This window comes from Novosphingobium sp. FG90 (assembly GCF_057808725.1).
Map to the genome: position 1 here is coordinate 153,726 of NZ_JBMDIO010000001.1, position 18,368 is coordinate 172,093.

Sequence of the window (18,368 nt, forward strand, 5' to 3'; positions counted from 1 at the left end):
CTAAGGAAGGGCTCGAGAGGACATCAATGCAACTTCTGTCACAGGAAAACATCGACGCCGTCCGCGTGACGTCGCCCGAAGGCATCCGCCCAGCAGCCGAGGCCCTGCATCGCATCGCCATGGAATGCGGCATGCGGGCGGCTCCCGCGCATGACATCGCCGACAAGCGCACGCCTGTCGACGCCGACGGCAACCTCCTTGCCACCGAAGTCTTCGGCTGGGGTGACGACGATCGTGTGTGGTGGCGCAACTCGCGCATTGCTCTCGACAGCCCGCTGACGACCGCGTGCCGATTTGAAAGCCAGCCGTTCTGGGCCAACGCGGAAGGTTTCCGTACCCTCGAGCCGAATGCCTACCTGTCCTCCATCGACATCGGCAATTTCGAGACCCGCGCATTGACCCGCGCGGCGATCGGCGTGCCGGTGCATCTGCCTTTCGGCCAGATCGGTGCGGTCAGTTTCAACCCGCTGGACCGTGACAAGACGGACTTGTCGGAAGATTTCGCGCGCTATTCGGACGCGCTTGGCCTTTACGCGCGCACGTTCATCGCGACGTATGTGCAGGTCATGGGTTCGACCCAGGCGCTGCCGCCCGAATCCCGTCTCTCCAAGCGCGAGGTGGAGTGCCTGCGCTGGGCGGCCATCGGCAAGACCGATCTGGAGATCAGCATGATCATGTCGCGCAGCCGCGCGACGGTGCGGTTCCATATCCACAATGCCGCGACCAAACTGAACGCGGTGAACCGGAGCCAGACCGTCTTCAAGGCGGCCCAGCTCGGTTACATCTCGCTTCAGAACTGACGTAGCTTTTTGAAATAGCTGCAGATTGCTGGTGCGGGCCAAGCATTGCCCGCACGCCTCGCGTTACCCTCTTTCCCAAGCCGTTTTTCTTGTTACACTCGGCTCACAACATAAAGAGAGGGATGTCGATGGAACGCAAGATGCATACTGCCTTGCTATTCAAGCTTCTGGTGATCTTTGCCGCCTTTGCGGCGCTTTTTGCCCCGCTACGTTCTTGGATACTCAATTCGGTGGGGTTCTAGGCCGCGAGGGATCGGGCGACGTATCGCTTCGCGCGATCGTCGCCACCTTTGAAGGCCCTGCAGATCAGCCGATGCCAATGGCCCGGCGATCCTCCAGCATCAGTTTCGCTCCGCGCAGGCCTACAGCCATGGCCGGAGCATTGGTATTTCCAGTGACGTGCCACGGCATCACCGAGCAATCGGCCACGCGCACCCCCTGAACACCGTTCACCCGCAAGCGTGGATCGACGACGGCCTCCGGATCGGAGCCCATGCGGCAGGAGCGGATGGCGTGGAGGCCGCAGCTGGACAGGCGGCGGAACATGGCGAGGATGTCTTCGTCGCTTTCCACTTCCGCGCCGGGCACCAGTTCCTCACCGACCATATTCGCCAGAGGTCCGGCATGGACGTACTCGCGCATGGCCCGGACAAGGGCGATCGCGGATTTGCGATCGTGCTCGGTGCTGAGAAAATTGTGCAGGATATCCGGCGCATCGCTTGCCTTGGTGCCGGTCGCGCGCACGCTGCTCTCGCTTGTGAGGCGCAGGAGCTGGCCGTAGATGGTGACGCCGGGCTTGGGGTCGATCCTGTCGAGCGGCACCGGATCCTTGCTGTCACTGACCTCGAAGGTGTAGCCACCAAGGTAGAATTGCGCATCGGTGCGCCCGTCGGGGTGGGCGACGTTGCAGAAGGCGCCGACCTCGAACGGGCCGGTTGCCAGAACGCCGTCGCCGCGCAGCAGATAGCGCAGCATGGCGAAGGCAGCGCCGATGCCGAAGAAGCTTTTGTTGGTTCCCTTGCCGTGGTCGAGCCGGAAAGGCATCGAGATCGACAGGTGCTCGATCATCTTTTCGCCGACGTCCGGCGAATGCGTGACGAGCGGGATGCCCGCCGCCGCCAGCCGCGTGGCGTCACCGATGCCGGAACGCTGGAGGAGCAGGGGGCTTTCCATCGCGCCCGCACTCACCACGATCTCCCCGCCCGCCGTCAGGGCGAAGCGTTCGGGCTTGCCGCCCACCGTGGCTTCCAGTGCAATCGCGCGGGTGCCGTCGAACACGATACGATCCGCCATGGCGCCGGTGACGACGGTTACGTTGGGCCGCTTGCGCGCCACCGCCAGATAAGTCCGCGCCGAGGAGTCGCGCTTACCCTTGCGTATGTTGTGGCTGTAATAGCCGACGCGCGGGCCGGGGGTGCCGTTGAGGTCGTCCACCCGCTTCAGGCCTTGCGCCTCGCCTGCTTCGATCATGCGTTCGGCGAGGGGGTAGGTGTAACAGGCCGGGTCGACGCGGACGAGGCCGCCACTGCCGCGCATGGGGGCGGGACCGGCCTTGTGGTCTTCCAGTTCGAGGAATGCCGCAGTCATGCTGGTGCCGTTCCAGCCGGCCGCTCCCGCCTCGCGCTCCCAGGCGTCGTAGTCGGCGGGCTCGCCGCGGCTCCAGATCATGCCGTTGATGGAGGACGAGCCGCCAAGGCCCTTGCCGCGAATCCAGACTTCGCCCGCGCCCTTGTCATTGGCGCCGGGATCGCGGGGCTGGGCGACGTGGTAGGCCCACATGTGCTCGGGCTTCTTGACCAGCTTGGCGACGCCCTTGGGCAGCGTGACCCAGAAGCTGTCGTTCTCGCCGCCCGCTTCCAGCACCAGCACCTGCGAGCGGCCGTCGGCGCTCAGTCGCTCCGCCATGACGCAGCCCGCGCTGCCTGCGCCGACGATGATGTAGTCCCACTGCTTGGCCATAATTCGTCTCTCCCGGCGCAGGGTTGTCCCAGTCGCCCTCGAAGTCGCACGAACTAGCGCAATGGCTATCCTATCGTTTTGGTGAGTCACAAATGCCGCGGGGACGCGCTTAAACCGAATCCATGGCCGGATCTTCAATACCGGCCCAAAGTTTGAGGATCGGGAGCGAGATGAAAGCGATAGCCGAAGGCCTGTTCACCGAAGAGGCGCAGCCGCGCCTGATCGGCGGGAAGGACCGGGAAACCGGGCGCATCGTCTTCCCCTGTCCCACCGTACCAACCTACGAGCCGCTGCCGCTTTCGAGCGAGGGGACCTTGTGGTCCTACACCGTGCAGCGCTTCCGCCCGAAGACCCCGCCTTATGCCGGACCGGAGGCCTTCGCGCCCTGGGTTGTCGCCTATGTCGAACTGCCGGGGCAGGTGATCGTCGAGGCGAGGCTGAACGATGTCGCGTTCGAGGACGTGAGGGTGGGCATGGCAGTACGTTTCGCGCCCTCGCTGCTTGATCCCCAGGACCCGGACAGTCCCTATATCCCCGCTTACGTACCCGCAGGAGACGCAGCATGAGCGGCGACGTGTGCATCGTCGGGATCGGCATTCACCGCTTCGGGCGGACCGATGGCCTGTCCGGCGTCGATCAGGGCGTCTATGCCGTGCGCGAGGCGCTGGCCGACGCGGGCGTGGAGTGGCCGCAGATCCAGTTCGCCTACGGCAGCTCTGACGCGGCCGGGAACCCGGACACGATGGTCGATCGGCTCGGTCTGACCGGCGTTCAGTTCATCAACGTGCGCAACGGCTGCGCGGCGGGTGGATCGGCGCTATTCAGCGCGCAGATGGCGATCAAGTCGGGCGAGTTCGATCTTGGCCTTGCGGTCGGCTTCGACAAGCATCCGCGCGGCGCTTTCAACGCGCTGCCGAGCGAATACAACCTGCCGGACTGGTACGGCGAAGTCGGCCAGATGGTCACCACGCAGTTCTTCGCCGCCAAGATCATGCGCTACATGAGCCTGTTCGGCATCTCGCAGAAGACTCTGGGCATGGTGTCGGAAAAGGCATTCCGCAACGCGGTACACGCGCCGCATGCCTGGCGCCGTCAGCCGGTGTCGCTGGAGGAAATCCTCGAAGCGCCGCTGGTGAGCGATCCTTATACCAAGTACATGTTCTGCTCGCCCGCTGAGGGCGGCGTGGCGCTGATCCTCGCGAGCGAGAAGAAGGCGCGTGAACTGGGCAAGCCGCTGATCCGGCTCAAGGCCGCGACCATGCGCACCCGTCCGCCCAGCAGCTTCGAGGTCTTCGCGCCTTCGGTGGACGTGGTGGCCGACGACACCGGCCCACGCGGAACCGCCTCGCGCATCGCCTCGGCCGATGCCTATCGTCTTGCCGGGATCGGCCCGGGCGACATCGACGTCGCCCAGCTTCAGGACACCGAAGCGGGCGCCGAACTGATGCACATGGCCGAGAACGGCTTCTGCGCCGATGGCGAGCAGGAGCAGTGGCTGGCCGAGGGGCGCACCGAGATCAACGGCGCGCTGCCGGTCAACACGGATGGTGGCTGCCTCGCCTGTGGCGAGCCGATCGGCGCATCGGGTCTGCGCCAGGTCTACGAAAACGTCGTGCAACTGCGGGGAGACGGCGGCGGCCGTCAGGTGCCCAATGCGCCGAAGACGGCATACAGCCACGTCTACGGCGCTCCGGGCGTCTCCGCGGTCACTATTCTGGAACGCTGATGGATATCGAACTTTCCCCTCAAGACGCCGCCTTCCGCGACGAGGTGCGCACCTTCCTGCGCGATAACCTGCCTGCCGATGTCAAGGCAGGCGCGGCGGCGACGCCGTCGGTCTTCGTCGAGCCGGAGATCGGTCAGGCCTGGAACGCGGTGCTGAACAAGCAGGGCTGGCTGGGTTACCAGTGGCCCGCCGAGCATGGCGGCACCGGCTGGACGCCGCTGCAGCGCTACCTGTTCGAAAAGGAATGCGCCGCTGCCGGCGCGCCCAATCTGACGGTGCTGGGCCTCAAGCTGCTCGCCCCGGTGATCTACAACTTCGGCACCGATGCGCAGAAGGCGCAGGTTCTGCCGCGCATCCTCTCGGGCGAGGATTACTGGTGCCAGGGCTTCTCCGAGCCGGGCGCGGGGTCCGACCTTGCCAGCCTCAAGACCCGCGCGGTGCGCGAGGGCGATCATTACCGCGTGAACGGTTCCAAAATCTGGACGACCCACGCGCACCATGCCAACCGCATGTTCACGCTGGTGCGCACCAACACCGAGGTGAAGAAGCAGGCCGGCATCTCGTTCCTGCTGATCGACCTCGACACGCCCGGCGTCTCGGTACGGCCGATCCTGACGAACGCCGGTGACCATGAGGTCAACCAGGTGTTCCTAGAGGACGTGCTGGTCCCGGCCGAGAACCTCGTCGGCGGTGAGGGCGATGGCTGGACGATCGCCAAGTTCCTGCTCGAAAACGAGCGCGGTGGTTCTTGCCATGCGCCCAAGCTCGGCTACGATCTCGACCAGATCGAAGCGGATGCGAAGGGGGAAAGCGATGGCAGGGGCGGCGCGCTCGCCGATCAGGCCGACTGGCGCCGCCGCGTGGCCAGGGCCCGTCTCTCGGTCAATGCGCTGGAGATGATCGAGCTGAAGATCATCTCGGAGATCGCCAAGGGCCGCAAGGCCGGGCCGCAGACCTCGCTGACCAAGCTGCTGGCGTCCAACCTGCGGCAGGAGATCGATCTTCTGGCTGTGGACCTCTACGGCCCCGCCGGCCTCCAGCTGGAAACCGCGCGCCCGCTCTATGGCGACAATGCTCCGGCTGCCGTCCATTCCAAGGCCGCACAGGTCGCCTCGGCGCGCTATCTCAACAGCCGCGCGTGGACCATCTTCGGCGGCACCAACGAAGTGCAGAGCACCATCATCGCCAAGTCGGTGCTGGGGCTGTGACTTCGCAGCTTGCAGCTAACCTCGCGTGGGAATCCATGCTTCGGCAGGCTCAGCATGAGCGAAGTGGGATGGGCAATTCGCTCTCCTTCCCGCTCAGGCTGAGCCTGTCGAAGCCCCCGCGTTCCCACTCAGAAATTCACACCATCAACGAGAGGAATCCCTGATGCAGCTGAACCGCGAGGCGCTGACGCGCGCCTATCGGCAGATGAAGCTGATCCGCGAATTCGAGGAACGGCTCCACGAGGAGATCCAGACCGGCGAGATCGCGGGCTTCACCCACCTCTACTGCGGCCAGGAAGCCGTCGCCGTCGGCGTGTGCGAGCACCTGACCGAGCGTGACAAGATCGTCTCGACCCACCGCGGCCATGGCCACTGTCTGGCCAAGGGTTGCGACCTTGACGGTATGATGAAGGAAATCTGGGGCAGCCAGGAAGGCCTTTGCAACGGCAAGGGCGGATCGATGCACATCGCCGACATCAACAAGGGCATGCTCGGCGCCAACGGTATCGTCGGCGCCGGCGCGCCGATCGCGGTGGGCGCGGCGATCTCCAACAAGATCGATGGTCCGGACGAAAACGGCAAGCTGGCCGTCTCGATCGCCTTCTCGGGCGACGGCGCCTGCAACCAGGGCACCACGTTCGAGGCGATGAACCTTGCGGTCGTGACCAACGCACCCGCGATCTTCGTCTTCGAGAACAACCACTATTCCGAGCATACCGGCGTCGATTACGCGGTGGGCACCACCAAGGACATCGCCAGCCGCGCCGAAGCGTTCGGCATGAAGGTATGGCGCGGTGACGGCACCGATTTCTTCGCCGTCTACGACACCTTCCGCGAAGTGCTGGAATATGTCCGCACCCCCGGTAATGGCCCGGCCGCCGTGGAATTCGATACCGAGCGTTTCTTCGGCCACTTCGAAGGCGATCCGCAGCGCTATCGCGGCGACGGCGAACTCGATCGCCTGCGTGCCGAGCGTGATTGCCTCAAGATCTTCCGCGCCAGCGTCACCGGCGCCAAGCTGCTGGAAGACGTGGATCTCGACACGATCGACACCGAATCCCTCAAGGCCATCGAGGATGCCGTCCAGGCTTCGCGCGCCGCACCGCGCCCGCAGCCCGAGAACGTCCTCGAAAACGTCTACATCAGCTACTGACGGCAGGAGCGAGACCCATGGCAAAAATGATGTATCGCGATGCCATCCGCAACACGATCTTCCAGGAAATGCAGCGTGACGAACGTGTCGTCGTGCTGGGCGAGGACGTCGTCGGCGGCAACGGCACGGCCGGCGGCCCCGAAGCGATCGGTGGCATCTGGTCCACCTCGACCGGCTTCTACGAGGCGTTCGGTCCCAACCGCGTGATCGACACCCCGATCAGCGAAAGCGCCATCATGGGCGCGGCGGGCGGCCTTGCCCTTGCCGGCAAGCGCCCGGTGGCAGAGATCATGTTCGCCGACTTCATCGGCGTGTGCATGGACCAGCTCTGGAACCAGATCGCCAAGTTCCGCTACATGTTCGGCGGCAAGTCGGTCTGCCCGGCGGTGATCCGCATGCCGGTGGGCGCGGGCTACAACGCCGCCGCGCAGCACAGCCAGATGATCAGCCAGTTCGTCACCAACATGCCCGGCATCAAGGTGGTCATGCCGACCACCCCGGAAGACGCCTGCGGCCTGCTGCGTCAGGCGATCCGCGATGACGATCCGGTCGTGTTCCTCGAACACAAGTTCCTCTACGCGATGAGCGGCGAAGTGAACGAGGATCCGGATTTCTGCATCCCCTTCGGCCACGCCCGCCTTGCCCGTGCTGGGCAGGACGTGACCATCGTCGCCAGCGGCATGATGGTGCGCTACGCCGAGACGGCTGCGGACGATCTGGCGCAGGACGGCATCGGCTGCGACGTGATCGACCTTCGCACCACCTCGCCGCTGGACGAGGAAGCGATCCTCGACTCGGTCGAAGTGACCGGCCGCCTCGTCGTGGTGGACGAAGCCCCGCCGCGCTGCTCGCTGGCCACCGACATCTCCGCGCTCGTCGCCCAGAAGGCTTTCGCCAGCCTCAAGGCGCCGATCGAGATGGTGACCCCGCCGCACACGCCGGTCCCGTTCGCCCGCGAACTGGAAAGCGCCTACCTGCCGAGCCCGGCCAAGGTCGCCGCTGCCGTGCGCAAGACGCTCGAATACCGTTGAGGGGAGCGCTGACATGAGTCGCATCCGCGCATTCACGATGCCCAAGTGGGGCATCGAAATGACCGAAGGCACGATCGCCGAATGGATGGTGAAGGAGGGTGAAACCTTCAAGCGCGGCCAGACGCTGTGCCTGATCGAAACCGCCAAGATCACCAATGAGGTCGAGGCCGAATACGAAGCCACCGTCCGCCGCATCATCGTGGGCGGCGGCGCGGGCGAGGAACCCGTCGGCGCGCTGCTGGCGGTGTTCGACGAGGGTTCGCACTCGGACGCCGAGATCGATGCCTTCGTGGCCGATTTCAAGCCGGCCGAAGGCGGCATCGCCCAAGGTGCAGGTAAGGGGGGCGCCGAGAAGACTAAGACCCAGGAGTCCGCTCCGGCTGCCGCTGCTGCGCCGGCTCCTGAAAAGCAGCGCATCAAGATCGACACCAACCGCCCGATCAGCCCCGAGGCCCTGCGCCTCGCGGAAGAAGAGGGCGTCGATATCGCCGGTATCGAGGGTTCGGGCCGTGGCGGTCGCATCACCCATCAGGACGTGGTGAAGGCGCTGCGCGGCGAGGGCGCTCCCTCGCTCAAGGGCACGGTTCCCGTCGAGGCGGACGACCTCAAGGTCCTCGCCTCGCCGCTCGCCCGCCGTATCGCCGCGCTGCACGGCCTCTCGCTGCAGGGCCTGACCGGCACCGGACCGCGCGGCCGTATCTCCAAGGCCGATGTGCTGGCGCTCGTGCCTGCGCCGAAGGCGTCGGCCGGCGGCATCGGCACGCCTGAATTCGTGGCCGGTGAGAACCGCCCCGAAGTCGTGCCTTTCGACCGCGTCCGCAAGGTCGTCGCTCAGCGGCTCACCCAGGCGAAGCAGGAGCTTCCGCACTTCTATCTGCGCATGTCGGCCAGCGCCGATGCGCTGATCGCGATGCGCAAGACCGCGAACGTCGTGCTGGGCAGCAAGGCTTCGGTGAACGACTGGATCGTCAAGGCTTCGGCCATGGCGCTGGCGAAGCACCCGGACGTCAACGTGCAGGTCCACGGTCAGGAAATTCACCGCTTCCCGCACGCCGACGTTTCGATCGCGGTCGCCAGTCCCAAGGGCCTCGTCACCCCGGTGGTGCGTCAGGCCAACCTGATGCGGATCGACCAGATCGCGGTGGAAACCCGCCGCCTGATCGACAAGGCGCAGGCCGGCAAGCTCAGCATGGACGATATGGACGGCGGCACCTTCTCCGTCTCCAACCTCGGCATGTTCGGGATCGAGAACTTCGATGCGATCATCAACCCGCCGCAGGGCGCGATCCTCGCCGTCGGCGCGGCGCTGCGCCAGCCGGTGGAGACGGATGACGGCGACGTGGCGTTCGAAACCCGCATCTCCTTCACCCTCTCGGTCGACCACCGCGCCATCGATGGGGCTGCGGGCGCGCAGTTCCTGCAGACGCTTAAGGGTCTGATCGAGGCGCCCGAGGACCTGTTCGGATGAACTTCCGCCGTCATTCCCGCCTGCGCGGGGATGACGAAGACAAAAGGATAAGCGAATGACCGGAGAGGCCACCCAAACCGTCGTGAAGCCCGGCCCGCTCAAGCGGCTGGGCGACGTGATCCAACTCGCCTATTTCCCGACCGATTTCGATGCGACCATGAAATACTGGATCGAAACGGTCGGCGTCGGCCCGTTCTTCGTCCTCAACGACGTGCGGCTCGACGACATGAAGTACAAGGGCCAGCCCACCGACGCCACGTTCACCATGGCCATCGGCTACTGGGGGGACATCCAGATCGAGCTTATCAAGACCGATTCCGATGCCCCCTCGCTCTATTCGGGCGAGTATGCGGTGCGCGATAGCCTGCACCATGTGTGCGTCTTCGTCGAATCGATCGCCGAGGCCCGCAAGGCCTGCGCCGAAGCGGGCGCCGAGGTGATCGTCGAGGGCAAGGTGGGTGCCGATGGCGAGGTGATCTATGTCGATCCCGGCCAGGGCCCCGGCCACGTAATCGAATACCTTCAGCCGCATTCGGGCACCGAAGGTCTGTTTCAGATGATGAAGGATGCCGCCCGCGACTGGGACGGCTCCGATCCGATCAGGGTGCTGCAGTGATGGCCGAGATTTCCCAATACGCCCTCGACATGGCCGACAAGGTCGAGGCTTTCGTCCGCGACGTGGTCGTCCCTTACGAAAAGGACCCGCGCCGCGATCACCACGGCGCGCCCACCGACGAACTGCTGATGGAGCTGCGCGGTCTGGCCCGTGAGGCGGGCGTGCTCACCCCGCACATCCGCGCCGATGGCTCGCATCTGACGCAGCGCGAGACGGCGGTTGTGCTCATCAAGTCGGGCCTATCGCCGCTCGGCCCGCTGGCCTGCAACACCATGGCGCCCGACGAGGGCAACATGTACCTCATCGGCCACGTCGGCTCGCCCGAACTGAAAGAGCGCTTCCTCAAGCCGCTGGTCGAGGGCAAGGGCCGCTCCGCTTTCTTTATGACCGAGCCCGCCGAATGGGGCGGCGCCGGTTCCGATCCGTCGATGATGAAGACCACCTGCCGCAAGGACGGCAACCACTGGGTCATCGATGGCCGCAAGACCTTCATCACCGGCGCACAGGGCGCGATGGTGGGCATCGTCATGGCCGCTTCGGCGGAAGAGGACACCAAGGGCGGTGCCTGCATGTTCCTGGTGGACCTGCCGGACGACGCCATCCGCATCGACGAGGTGCCGAACACTATCGACAGCTCGATGCCCGGCGGCCACGCCACGTTGACGATCGACAACCTGCGCGTCCCCGCCGAACACATGCTGGGCGACCCGGGCGAGGGCTTCAAGTACGCGCAGATCCGCTTGTCGCCTGCGCGCCTCTCGCACTGCATGCGCTGGCTGGGCTGCTGCATCCGCGCCCACGAGATCGCCAGCGACTATGCCTGCCGCCGCATGGCGTTCGGCAAGCAGCTGATCGAGCACGAAGGCGTCGGCTTCATGCTGGCCGAGAACGCCATCCTCATCAAGCAGTGCGAACTGATGATCGACTGGTGCGCTTCGGTGCTGGACACCGGCTCGCTCGGCACGGTGGAAAGCTCGATGGCAAAGGTCTCGGTCTCCGAGGCACTGATGAAGATCGCCGACAACTGCGTGCAGGTCATGGGCGGAACCGGCGTCACCGAACGCACGATCGTCGAGCAGGTGTTCCGCGAAGTCCGCGCCTTCCGCATCTATGATGGCCCCACCGAAGTCCACAAGTGGAGCCTCGCCAAGAAGATCCGCCGCGACTGGCGCAAGGCGCGGGAGGCTCTGGCCAAGGAAGCCGAACCGGCATGACCGACGTCGCCGAAGCCAACTCGGGCACGACCGCCGTGCGCGAGGGCTACGCCTTCGACGAGGCGGTGCTGACCGCATGGCTGAAAGCCAATGTCGTAGGCTTCGCCGGACCGCTGAGCGTCGAGCAGTTTAAGGGCGGGCAGTCCAACCCCACCTACAAGCTGGTGACGCCTTCGCGCAGCTACGTGCTGCGGCGCAAGCCGCCGGGCCAATTGCTCAAGGGCGCTCACGCGGTTGAGCGCGAGGCCAAGGTGCTTTCCGCGCTCCACGGCGCGGGCTTCCCGGTGGCGCGGGTCTATGGGCTGTGCGAGGACGACGGCGTCATCGGCACCTGGTTCTACGTCATGGAGATGGTGGAAGGCCGCATCTTCTGGGATGCGACCGTCCCCGGCGTCTCGAACGCGGAGCGTGCGGCGCTGTTCGATGCGATGAACGCCACGATGGCGCAGCTCCATTCCTACGACCCCGAGGCGATCGGCCTTGGCGATTACGGTAGACCGGGCAATTACTTCGCCCGGCAGGTTGGCCGCTGGTCGAAGCAGTATTTCGAGGACGAGGCTGCCGGCCGCGACGCGGACATGGATGCGGTGATCGCGTGGCTCGAAACGAACATGCCGGCGGACGACGGCGCCTCCAGCGTGATCCACGGCGACTTCCGCATCGACAACATGATCTTCCATCCCACCGAGCCGCGCGTGCTGGCGGTGCTGGACTGGGAGCTTTCGACGCTGGGTCATCCACTGGCGGACTTCGCGTACAACGCAATGATGTACCACATGCCGCCGCACATCGTGGCGGGGCTGGGCGGCGCGGACATCGCCGCATTGGGCATCCCGAGCGAAGAAGACTACGTCGCCGCCTACTGTCACCGCACCGGCCGCGATGATCTGCCCGATTATCGCTACTACATGGCGTTCAACTTCTTCCGCCTTGCTGCGATCTTCCACGGCATCAAGGGCCGTGTGATCCGGGGCACCGCTTCCAACGCCCAGGCGAAGGAGCGGGCCGAGGCCTTCCCCGAACTGGCGAGGCTGGCGTTGAGCTTCACGCGGGGGTAGCGTTTGGCGATGGGGCTTCGACAGGCTCAGCCTGAGCAGTGTTGAGAGCGGGTCTTTAATCCCGCTCAGGCTGAGCCTGTCGAAGCCCCCGCCGACGACACTCAGCTCAAGGTGGCCTGCCGGCCGCGGATGAGGTGAGCCCATTTCCTTGACTTTCCCCGCCTCCGGCCCTAACTGGCAGCCTTTCCGATCCCATAGATTCTTTACCGGGAGTGCCCATGGCGCGCGTTACTGTCGAAGATTGCGTCGACAAGATCCCCAACCGCTTCGACCTCGTCCTTCTCGCCGCGCAGCGTGCGCGTGAGATTTCGGGCGGCGCAGAACTCACCATCGATCGCGATCGTGACAAGAACCCGGTCGTGGCCCTGCGCGAAATTGCCGAGCAGACCGTTACGCCCAACAACCTCAAGGAAACCCTCGTTACCTCTATGCAGCGCGTGCTGCCGGACGACGACGACGAGATGGACGACATCGGCTCGCTCAGCCAGTCGGCCGAGGCCCTGCGCATCACTGCGTCGGCTCCGACCCGCAACACGTCGCTGGGCGGCGATTACGACGGCTGATCGTAAGCGTTGACTGCCGCTTGACTGTGATGGGGCGGCAGGCAACGATGCGGTTGTGTCCGCGAAATCGAAATTGCCACGTATCATCGGATTGACCGGGGGACCGCCCAAGAGGGCCGGTCCCCTTCGTGCGTCCGAAGCCCCCTTGGAACCAGTTGCCGAGGGCAAGGGCGCCACGATCGCCATCTACAGCGTCAAGGGCGGCGTCGGGAAGACGACGTTTTCCGCCAATCTGGCATGGTGTTCCGCGGTGCAGACGGGGCATCGGACCCTGCTGTGGGACCTCGATGCCGCCGGCGGTTCGGCGTTTCTCTATGGTCTGGAACCGCAGGAAGCGCAGCTGGCCGAAGAAGTGTTCGCGCGTGAACGCCCCGCTGCGCGGCTGATCCAGCATACGGCTTTCGAGGGGCTGGACGTGCTTCCGGCCGATGAATCGATCCGTGCGCTCGATGCGCAATTGGTGAAGATCGGCAAGCGCAAGCGGCTGGCAAAGCTGACCGAGGAGCTTTCGGCCGACTATCCGCGGATCATCCTCGATTGCCCGCCAGTCATGAATGAATTGTCGGCGCAAGTCGTGCGCGCGGCGGATCTCGTGATCGTGCCATTGCCGCCATCGCCGCTGTCTTCGCGGGCCTTCGACCTGGTGGTGCGGGAAATCGCCGGAAACACCAAGCGGCATCCGCCGATCCTGCCGGTGCTGTCGATGCTCGACATGCGGCGGGCGCTGCACAGGCAGGCGCACGAGACGAATCCGAACTGGCCGGCCATCCCTTATGCCAGTGCGGTTGAACAATGCGCGGTCCAGCGCCAGCCTGTTGGTGCGCTGGCACCGCAGAGCACGGCAGCGCAGGCCTTCGCGCGGCTCTGGGGAGCGATCGAGAAGAAGCTGGGCCAGCGCTGAGCGGGTTACGCGGCGCATCAAGCCTCCTCACGCGCACTCTCATTGCGTGAATTCCGATCGCGACATAGATTTTGCGGCGTCAAACGGGGGCGAACATGAGCGGGATCGGTGAAGGATTGGCAGAGTTGGGGCAGGGGACCGCCTTGGCATCTGCCGCTGAAGCGGAGTACGCCACGGGGCAAGGTGATAGGCATGGGCAGGATATGGCGGGCCATACGCACGAAGCGGACTGCCTGAACTGCGGAACTCATCTCATCGGTTCGCATTGTCATGCCTGCGGGCAGGCGGCGCATGTCCACCGCACGCTCGGAGCGTTCTTCCACGACCTGCTTCATGGCGTTTTCCATTTCGAGGGGAAGATCTGGCGGACGCTCCCGCTGCTGGCCTGGCGGCCGGGGCGCCTGACCCGGGAATATGTCGACGGGCGCCGTGCCAGCTACGTTTCGCCGATCGCGCTGTTCCTGTTCTGCGTCTTCCTCATGTTCGCCGTCTTTCACGCAACCGAAGGGCACGAGGAGCCTGCCGCGCAGACGGTGGATGCCCAGGGTATCGAGAGCAACATCAAACGGCTCGAAGGCGAGATGGCTGGGATCCAAGGCAAGCTGCAGGCTGCAGCGGCAAAGGGCCAGCCGACCGAGAGCTTCCAATCCCAGCTGAAGGGGCGGCGTGCAGCACTCGAGACTTTGCGCGACCTCAAGGCCGAGGGCGTGGATCTGAAGATGGACCCATATCGCAAGGTCAGCGATATTCCCGCGCTCGACAAGGCGATCAAGAAGTTCCGCTCCAACCCCGATCTCGCGAGCTACAAGCTCCAGACTTACGCCTACAAGTACAGCTGGGCGCTCATCCCGATCTCGGTGCCGTTCCTGTGGCTGCTGTTTCCGTTCAGCCGCCGCTTCCACCTCTACGATCACACCGTCTTCGTGACCTATTCACTGTGCTTCATGACACTGCTGGCGATCGTGGGCATGATCGTCAGCACTTTGGGAGCGGAAGGTCTGATTGCACTGCTGATCCTCACCCCGCCGTTGCACATGTATCGCCAGTTGCGCGGGGCTTACGGCGTTGGGCGGTTCGGCGGCCTGTGGCGAACGGCGGTGCTGCTGGTCTTCGCCGCCATGGCGCTCGGGGTGTTCTTTACGCTGATCATGGCGCAGACGAGTATGTAAGGCTGCTCGGGAGCGGGCTCAGTCGACGATTTTGATTGCGAGACACGTCTGAAACCTGCCGGTTTCGGGCTCTTCGCGGTGCCACACGTCGATGACTTCGTAATAATGGAAGTAATCGTCCGTATCCTTGGCGATGGATTCGCCGACGCGAGGCAGGAAATCGAACCGTCCCGTGAAGAGCAATTCGTCGCCTTCGCCGTCATATATTTCGACCTGGGTCATAGCGTCCTCGCATTTCGCGACCGTCCAGCATGGCGATACTACACTTGATCCGAACTTCGACCCTACGACAAACGCAAAGAGGCGTCAGACTCGCGTCTGACGCCCCTCCTGCATTCTCCTTGGGGGAGAACCCGTGTCTTTCGCTCAGGCGCCCTGCGGCGCCGTACCAGTGAAGCGGCGCCCAGCCTTGGGGATGGCCGAACCTGAGAGCGGACGCGCCGCCGAAGGACCGCGCGGCTCCGAGGGGCGGTCGATCTGACCGCCTTCGAGAAGCTGCTTGATCTCGTCGCCAGAGAGCGTCTCGTATTCCAGCATGGCCTGGGCCAGAGTTTCCAGCGCCGCGTTCTGATCCTTGAGGATCTGCGTGGCGCGTGCGTGGGCGTTATCGACCAGAGCGCGGATTTCGCTGTCGATCAGCTGGTTGGTCTCGCTGGAGCCCATGGTACGCTGGGTGCCGCCCATGCCGAGGTAGCCTTCCTGGCTGTCCTCGTACTGGATCGGGCCGAGCTTGTCCGACATGCCCCACTTGGTGACCATCGAGCGCGCCAGGCTGGTGGCATACTGGATGTCCGAAGAGGCGCCCGACGAGACCTTGTCGTAGCCGAAGATCAGTTCTTCCGCCACGCGGCCGCCCATCGCCACCGACAGGTTCGCGAGCATCTTGTCGCGGTGGTACGAGTAGCTGTCCCGCTCCGGCAGACGCATGACCATGCCCAACGCACGGCCGCGCGGGATGATCGTGGCCTTGTGGATCGGGTCGGAAGCCGCCTCGTTCAGCGAGACGATCGCATGGCCCGCCTCGTGATAGGCGGTCATCTTCTTCTCGTCCTCGGTCATGACCATGGAGCGGCGTTCCGCGCCCATCATGACCTTGTCCTTGGCGTCTTCGAATTCCTGCATGGCGACGAGGCGCTTGTTGCGGCGCGCGGCGAGCAGGGCGGCCTCGTTGACGAGGTTGGCGAGGTCGGCGCCGGAGAAGCCCGGCGTGCCGCGCGCGATCACGCGCGGGTTCACGTCGGGGGCGAGCGGCACCTTCTTCATGTGCACGGCAAGGATCTTCTCACGGCCCTCGATGTCGGGAACGGGCACGACCACCTGACGGTCGAAGCGGCCCGGACGAAGCAGCGCGGGGTCGAGCACGTCGGGGCGGTTGGTCGCCGCGATGATGATGATGCCTTCGTTGGCCTCGAAGCCGTCCATCTCGACGAGGAGCTGGTTGAGCGTCTGCTCGCGCTCGTCGTTCGAATTGCCGAGGCCGTGGCCACGGTGACGGCCAACGGCGTCGATTTCGTCGATGAAGACGATGCACGGCGCGTTCTTCTTGGCCTGCTCGAACATGTCGCGCACGCGGCTGGCACCGACGCCGACGAACATCTCGACGAAGTCGGAGCCCGAGATCGTGAAGAACGGCACGCCCGCTTCACCCGCGATGGCGCGGGCGAGCAGGGTCTTGCCGGTGCCGGGCGAACCGACCAGCAGCGCGCCCTTGGGGATCTGGCCGCCGAGCTTCGAGAAGCGGGTGGGATCGCGCAGGAACTCGACGATTTCCTCCAGTTCCTCCCGCGCTTCGTCGATGCCGGCGACGTCGTCGAAAGTGACGCGGCCCGAACGCTCGGTGAGCATCTTGGCCTTGGACTTGCCGAAGCCCATCGCGCCCGAACCGCCGCCCTTCTGAACCTGGCGCAGCGCGAAGAAGGCGATGCCGACGATCAGCAGGAACGGCAGGGTCTGCGCAAGGATGTAGAGCAGCAGGCTGCCCTGTTCGGCTTCCTTGCCCGAATACTTGACGTCGTTGCGCTGGAGCAGGTCGGTCAGGGTCTGGTCGTTGGGAACGGGGACGGTCGAAAAACTGTCTCCATTCTTGAGCTTTCCGTCGATGCGGTCTTCGGAAATCTCGACCGAGGCGACGCTGCCTTCAGCCACCTTGCTGCGGAAATCGGAGTACGGAATCGCCGGGCCGGTCGTGGCGCGCGATCCGAACATCGAGACCACCATCAGGAGCGCGAGGAAGATGCCGCCCCATACGAGCAGGCTCTTGACCCATGGGTTGCCGTTGGGCTGGTCGTCGTTCATTTTGCGGGAATCCGTCCTTTCGCGCTCCAATGTAGGCGCATGGCGATGAATCACAAGCTGGCGAGGGGAGGACTAGCGTCGTTTCGGCGCGATATCCGCGGCGATGAGCGCCCACAGTGCCTTCAGGCGGTCTCTGCAAGGCGCGAAAGCGGCAATTCCAGCGTCATTCGCGTGCCGTCCACGTGGTTCTCCAGTGCAATCCGGCCTTCCAACTGCTGACTGAGAATGCGGGATATGCGCAGCCCGATCGACTGCGTCGCGACAGGGTCGAAACCGGGGGGCAGCCCGCGGCCGTCATCCTCCACCTGGAGTGTCACGCCCTCCTCGACGCGAGCGAGGCGGACGGTGATCGTGCCGCTTTCGCGATCGGGAAAGCCGTGTTCGAGGGCGTTGGCGATCGCTTCGGTCACGATCAGCGCGACGGGGACGGCGCTGTCGGGACGCAGGGTTATGCCGCCCTGCGCTTCCACCGAGCAGGCGATCCCGACACGGGCGCTGGATGCCATGGTCTTGGCGCAGACTTCGCCGAGGAAGCGGTCGAGCGCGACGAGGCGACCGTCCTGGTGATAGAGTTGGCGCTGGATGTTGCCGATCACCTGCAGGCGCGACGCGGCGTCGGACAGCGCGCGCCGGGCCACGGGCTCGGTCAGGGCGCGCATCTGCAGGGAGAGGACGGCGCCCACCATCTGCAGGTTGTTGCCGACCCGGTGCTGCATTTCCTGGAACAGCAACTCGGCGCGCTCGGCCAGTTGGCGGCGCTCTTCGGCAAGCGCCCGGACTTCCTCGCGGGCGTGATGGAGGCGGGCATTGGCGGCCTGCATGAAGTGGACGAGGGCGATATCGACCACCACGACGCCGGTATAGAACAGCATCGCCGTCAGGGTGCCGTGGTCGAATGCGAAGGCCGTCCGGGGTGGGATGAAGACATACCATGCGAACAGCCCGCATAGCACGGCGGCGACCACGCCCGGTCGCGGTCCGAACAGGAACGAGCTGAGGATGACCGCGGGGAAGAACGTCAGGAACGGATAGCCCGGCGGGAACGCCGCATCGAGAGCCCAACGCAGCCAGAAGGCGAAGACGCATAGGATAACCGTTACCGCGTAACGGATCAGCGGCCGGTCGGGCAGGAAGGGCAGGCGCTCGGTAAATCGGCTCAGGCTGTTCAACGCGGTCCCCAATCACCCTTTCGCGATTCACTCGCATA

17 protein-coding genes are annotated in these 18,368 nt (G+C 64.9%); 13 read left to right on the forward strand and 4 right to left on the reverse strand.

What is annotated here, in order from left to right:
- The first annotated feature begins 26 nt into the window (after positions 1–26).
- Complete coding sequence (locus ACODRZ_RS00635; protein WP_488969090.1) at positions 27–800, forward strand: helix-turn-helix transcriptional regulator; 774 nt, start codon at positions 27–29, stop codon at positions 798–800.
- A 306-nt stretch (positions 801–1,106) separates the two neighbouring features.
- Here ACODRZ_RS00635 and ACODRZ_RS00640 read toward each other — a convergent pair whose 3' ends face one another.
- Positions 1,107–2,759 carry a GMC family oxidoreductase gene (locus ACODRZ_RS00640; RefSeq protein ID WP_488969091.1) on the reverse strand — a complete coding sequence of 551 codons (1,653 nt, stop codon included), beginning with the start codon at positions 2,757–2,759 and terminating at the stop codon, positions 1,107–1,109.
- A 170-nt stretch (positions 2,760–2,929) separates the two neighbouring features.
- Here ACODRZ_RS00640 and ACODRZ_RS00645 point away from each other — a divergent pair, with 170 nt between their 5' ends.
- From ACODRZ_RS00645 to ACODRZ_RS00700, 12 genes are all read left to right on the forward strand, one after another.
- A complete protein-coding gene (locus tag ACODRZ_RS00645) occupies positions 2,930–3,325 on the forward strand; it encodes a Zn-ribbon domain-containing OB-fold protein (protein WP_488969092.1) in 396 nt (131 codons plus the stop codon).
- Positions 3,322–4,485 carry a thiolase family protein gene (locus ACODRZ_RS00650; RefSeq protein WP_488969093.1) on the forward strand — a complete coding sequence of 388 codons (1,164 nt, stop codon included), beginning with the start codon at positions 3,322–3,324 and terminating at the stop codon, positions 4,483–4,485. The genes ACODRZ_RS00645 and ACODRZ_RS00650 overlap by 4 nt, the downstream gene beginning before the upstream one ends.
- The gene (locus ACODRZ_RS00655) at positions 4,485–5,693 is read left to right on the forward strand and encodes an acyl-CoA dehydrogenase family protein (RefSeq protein ID WP_488969094.1); all 1,209 of its coding nucleotides are present in this window, start codon (positions 4,485–4,487) and stop codon (positions 5,691–5,693) included. Before ACODRZ_RS00650 ends, ACODRZ_RS00655 begins: the two co-directional genes overlap by 1 nt.
- A 163-nt stretch (positions 5,694–5,856) precedes the next feature.
- Positions 5,857–6,846 (forward strand): thiamine pyrophosphate-dependent dehydrogenase E1 component subunit alpha, encoded by a 990-nt coding sequence (locus ACODRZ_RS00660; RefSeq protein ID WP_488969095.1) that lies wholly within the window; start codon positions 5,857–5,859, stop codon positions 6,844–6,846.
- 17 nt (positions 6,847–6,863) lie between these two features.
- Positions 6,864–7,877 carry an alpha-ketoacid dehydrogenase subunit beta gene (locus ACODRZ_RS00665; RefSeq protein ID WP_008829538.1) on the forward strand — a complete coding sequence of 338 codons (1,014 nt, stop codon included), beginning with the start codon at positions 6,864–6,866 and terminating at the stop codon, positions 7,875–7,877.
- Positions 7,878–7,890: 13 nt separating this feature from the next.
- A complete protein-coding gene (locus ACODRZ_RS00670; protein ID WP_488969096.1) occupies positions 7,891–9,345 on the forward strand; it encodes a dihydrolipoamide acetyltransferase family protein in 1,455 nt (484 codons plus the stop codon).
- 55 nt (positions 9,346–9,400) lie between these two features.
- Positions 9,401–9,961: a VOC family protein gene (locus ACODRZ_RS00675; RefSeq protein WP_488969097.1), complete on the forward strand. Its 561-nt coding sequence runs from the start codon at positions 9,401–9,403 to the stop codon at positions 9,959–9,961.
- Positions 9,961–11,175, forward strand: coding sequence for an acyl-CoA dehydrogenase family protein (locus tag ACODRZ_RS00680; protein WP_488969098.1), 1,215 nt, complete (start codon positions 9,961–9,963; stop codon positions 11,173–11,175). The genes ACODRZ_RS00675 and ACODRZ_RS00680 overlap by 1 nt, the downstream gene beginning before the upstream one ends.
- On the forward strand, positions 11,172–12,233 hold the full coding sequence (locus ACODRZ_RS00685; RefSeq protein ID WP_488969099.1) for a phosphotransferase: 1,062 nt from the start codon (positions 11,172–11,174) through the stop codon (positions 12,231–12,233). Before ACODRZ_RS00680 ends, ACODRZ_RS00685 begins: the two co-directional genes overlap by 4 nt.
- 218 nt (positions 12,234–12,451) lie before the next feature.
- Positions 12,452–12,796, forward strand: coding sequence for a DNA-directed RNA polymerase subunit omega (gene rpoZ / locus ACODRZ_RS00690; RefSeq protein ID WP_488969100.1), 345 nt, complete (start codon positions 12,452–12,454; stop codon positions 12,794–12,796).
- A gap of 145 nt (positions 12,797–12,941) precedes the next feature.
- Complete coding sequence (locus ACODRZ_RS00695; protein ID WP_488969150.1) at positions 12,942–13,697, forward strand: ParA family protein; 756 nt, start codon at positions 12,942–12,944, stop codon at positions 13,695–13,697.
- A gap of 143 nt (positions 13,698–13,840) precedes the next feature.
- A complete protein-coding gene (locus ACODRZ_RS00700) occupies positions 13,841–14,866 on the forward strand; it encodes a DUF3667 domain-containing protein (RefSeq protein WP_488969101.1) in 1,026 nt (341 codons plus the stop codon).
- 18 nt (positions 14,867–14,884) lie between these two features.
- On the opposite strand, the gene ACODRZ_RS00705 is transcribed toward ACODRZ_RS00700, so the two are convergent.
- The 3 genes from ACODRZ_RS00705 to ACODRZ_RS00715 form a co-directional block, all read right to left on the reverse strand.
- A complete protein-coding gene (locus ACODRZ_RS00705; protein ID WP_488969102.1) occupies positions 14,885–15,088 on the reverse strand; it encodes a hypothetical protein in 204 nt (67 codons plus the stop codon).
- A gap of 144 nt (positions 15,089–15,232) precedes the next feature.
- Positions 15,233–17,161, reverse strand: coding sequence for an ATP-dependent zinc metalloprotease FtsH (gene ftsH, locus ACODRZ_RS00710; protein ID WP_488969103.1), 1,929 nt, complete (start codon positions 17,159–17,161; stop codon positions 15,233–15,235).
- A 122-nt stretch (positions 17,162–17,283) separates the two neighbouring features.
- Positions 17,284–18,330: a sensor histidine kinase gene (locus ACODRZ_RS00715; protein WP_488969104.1), complete on the reverse strand. Its 1,047-nt coding sequence runs from the start codon at positions 18,328–18,330 to the stop codon at positions 17,284–17,286.
- Between the last annotated feature and the right edge of the window lie 38 nt (positions 18,331–18,368).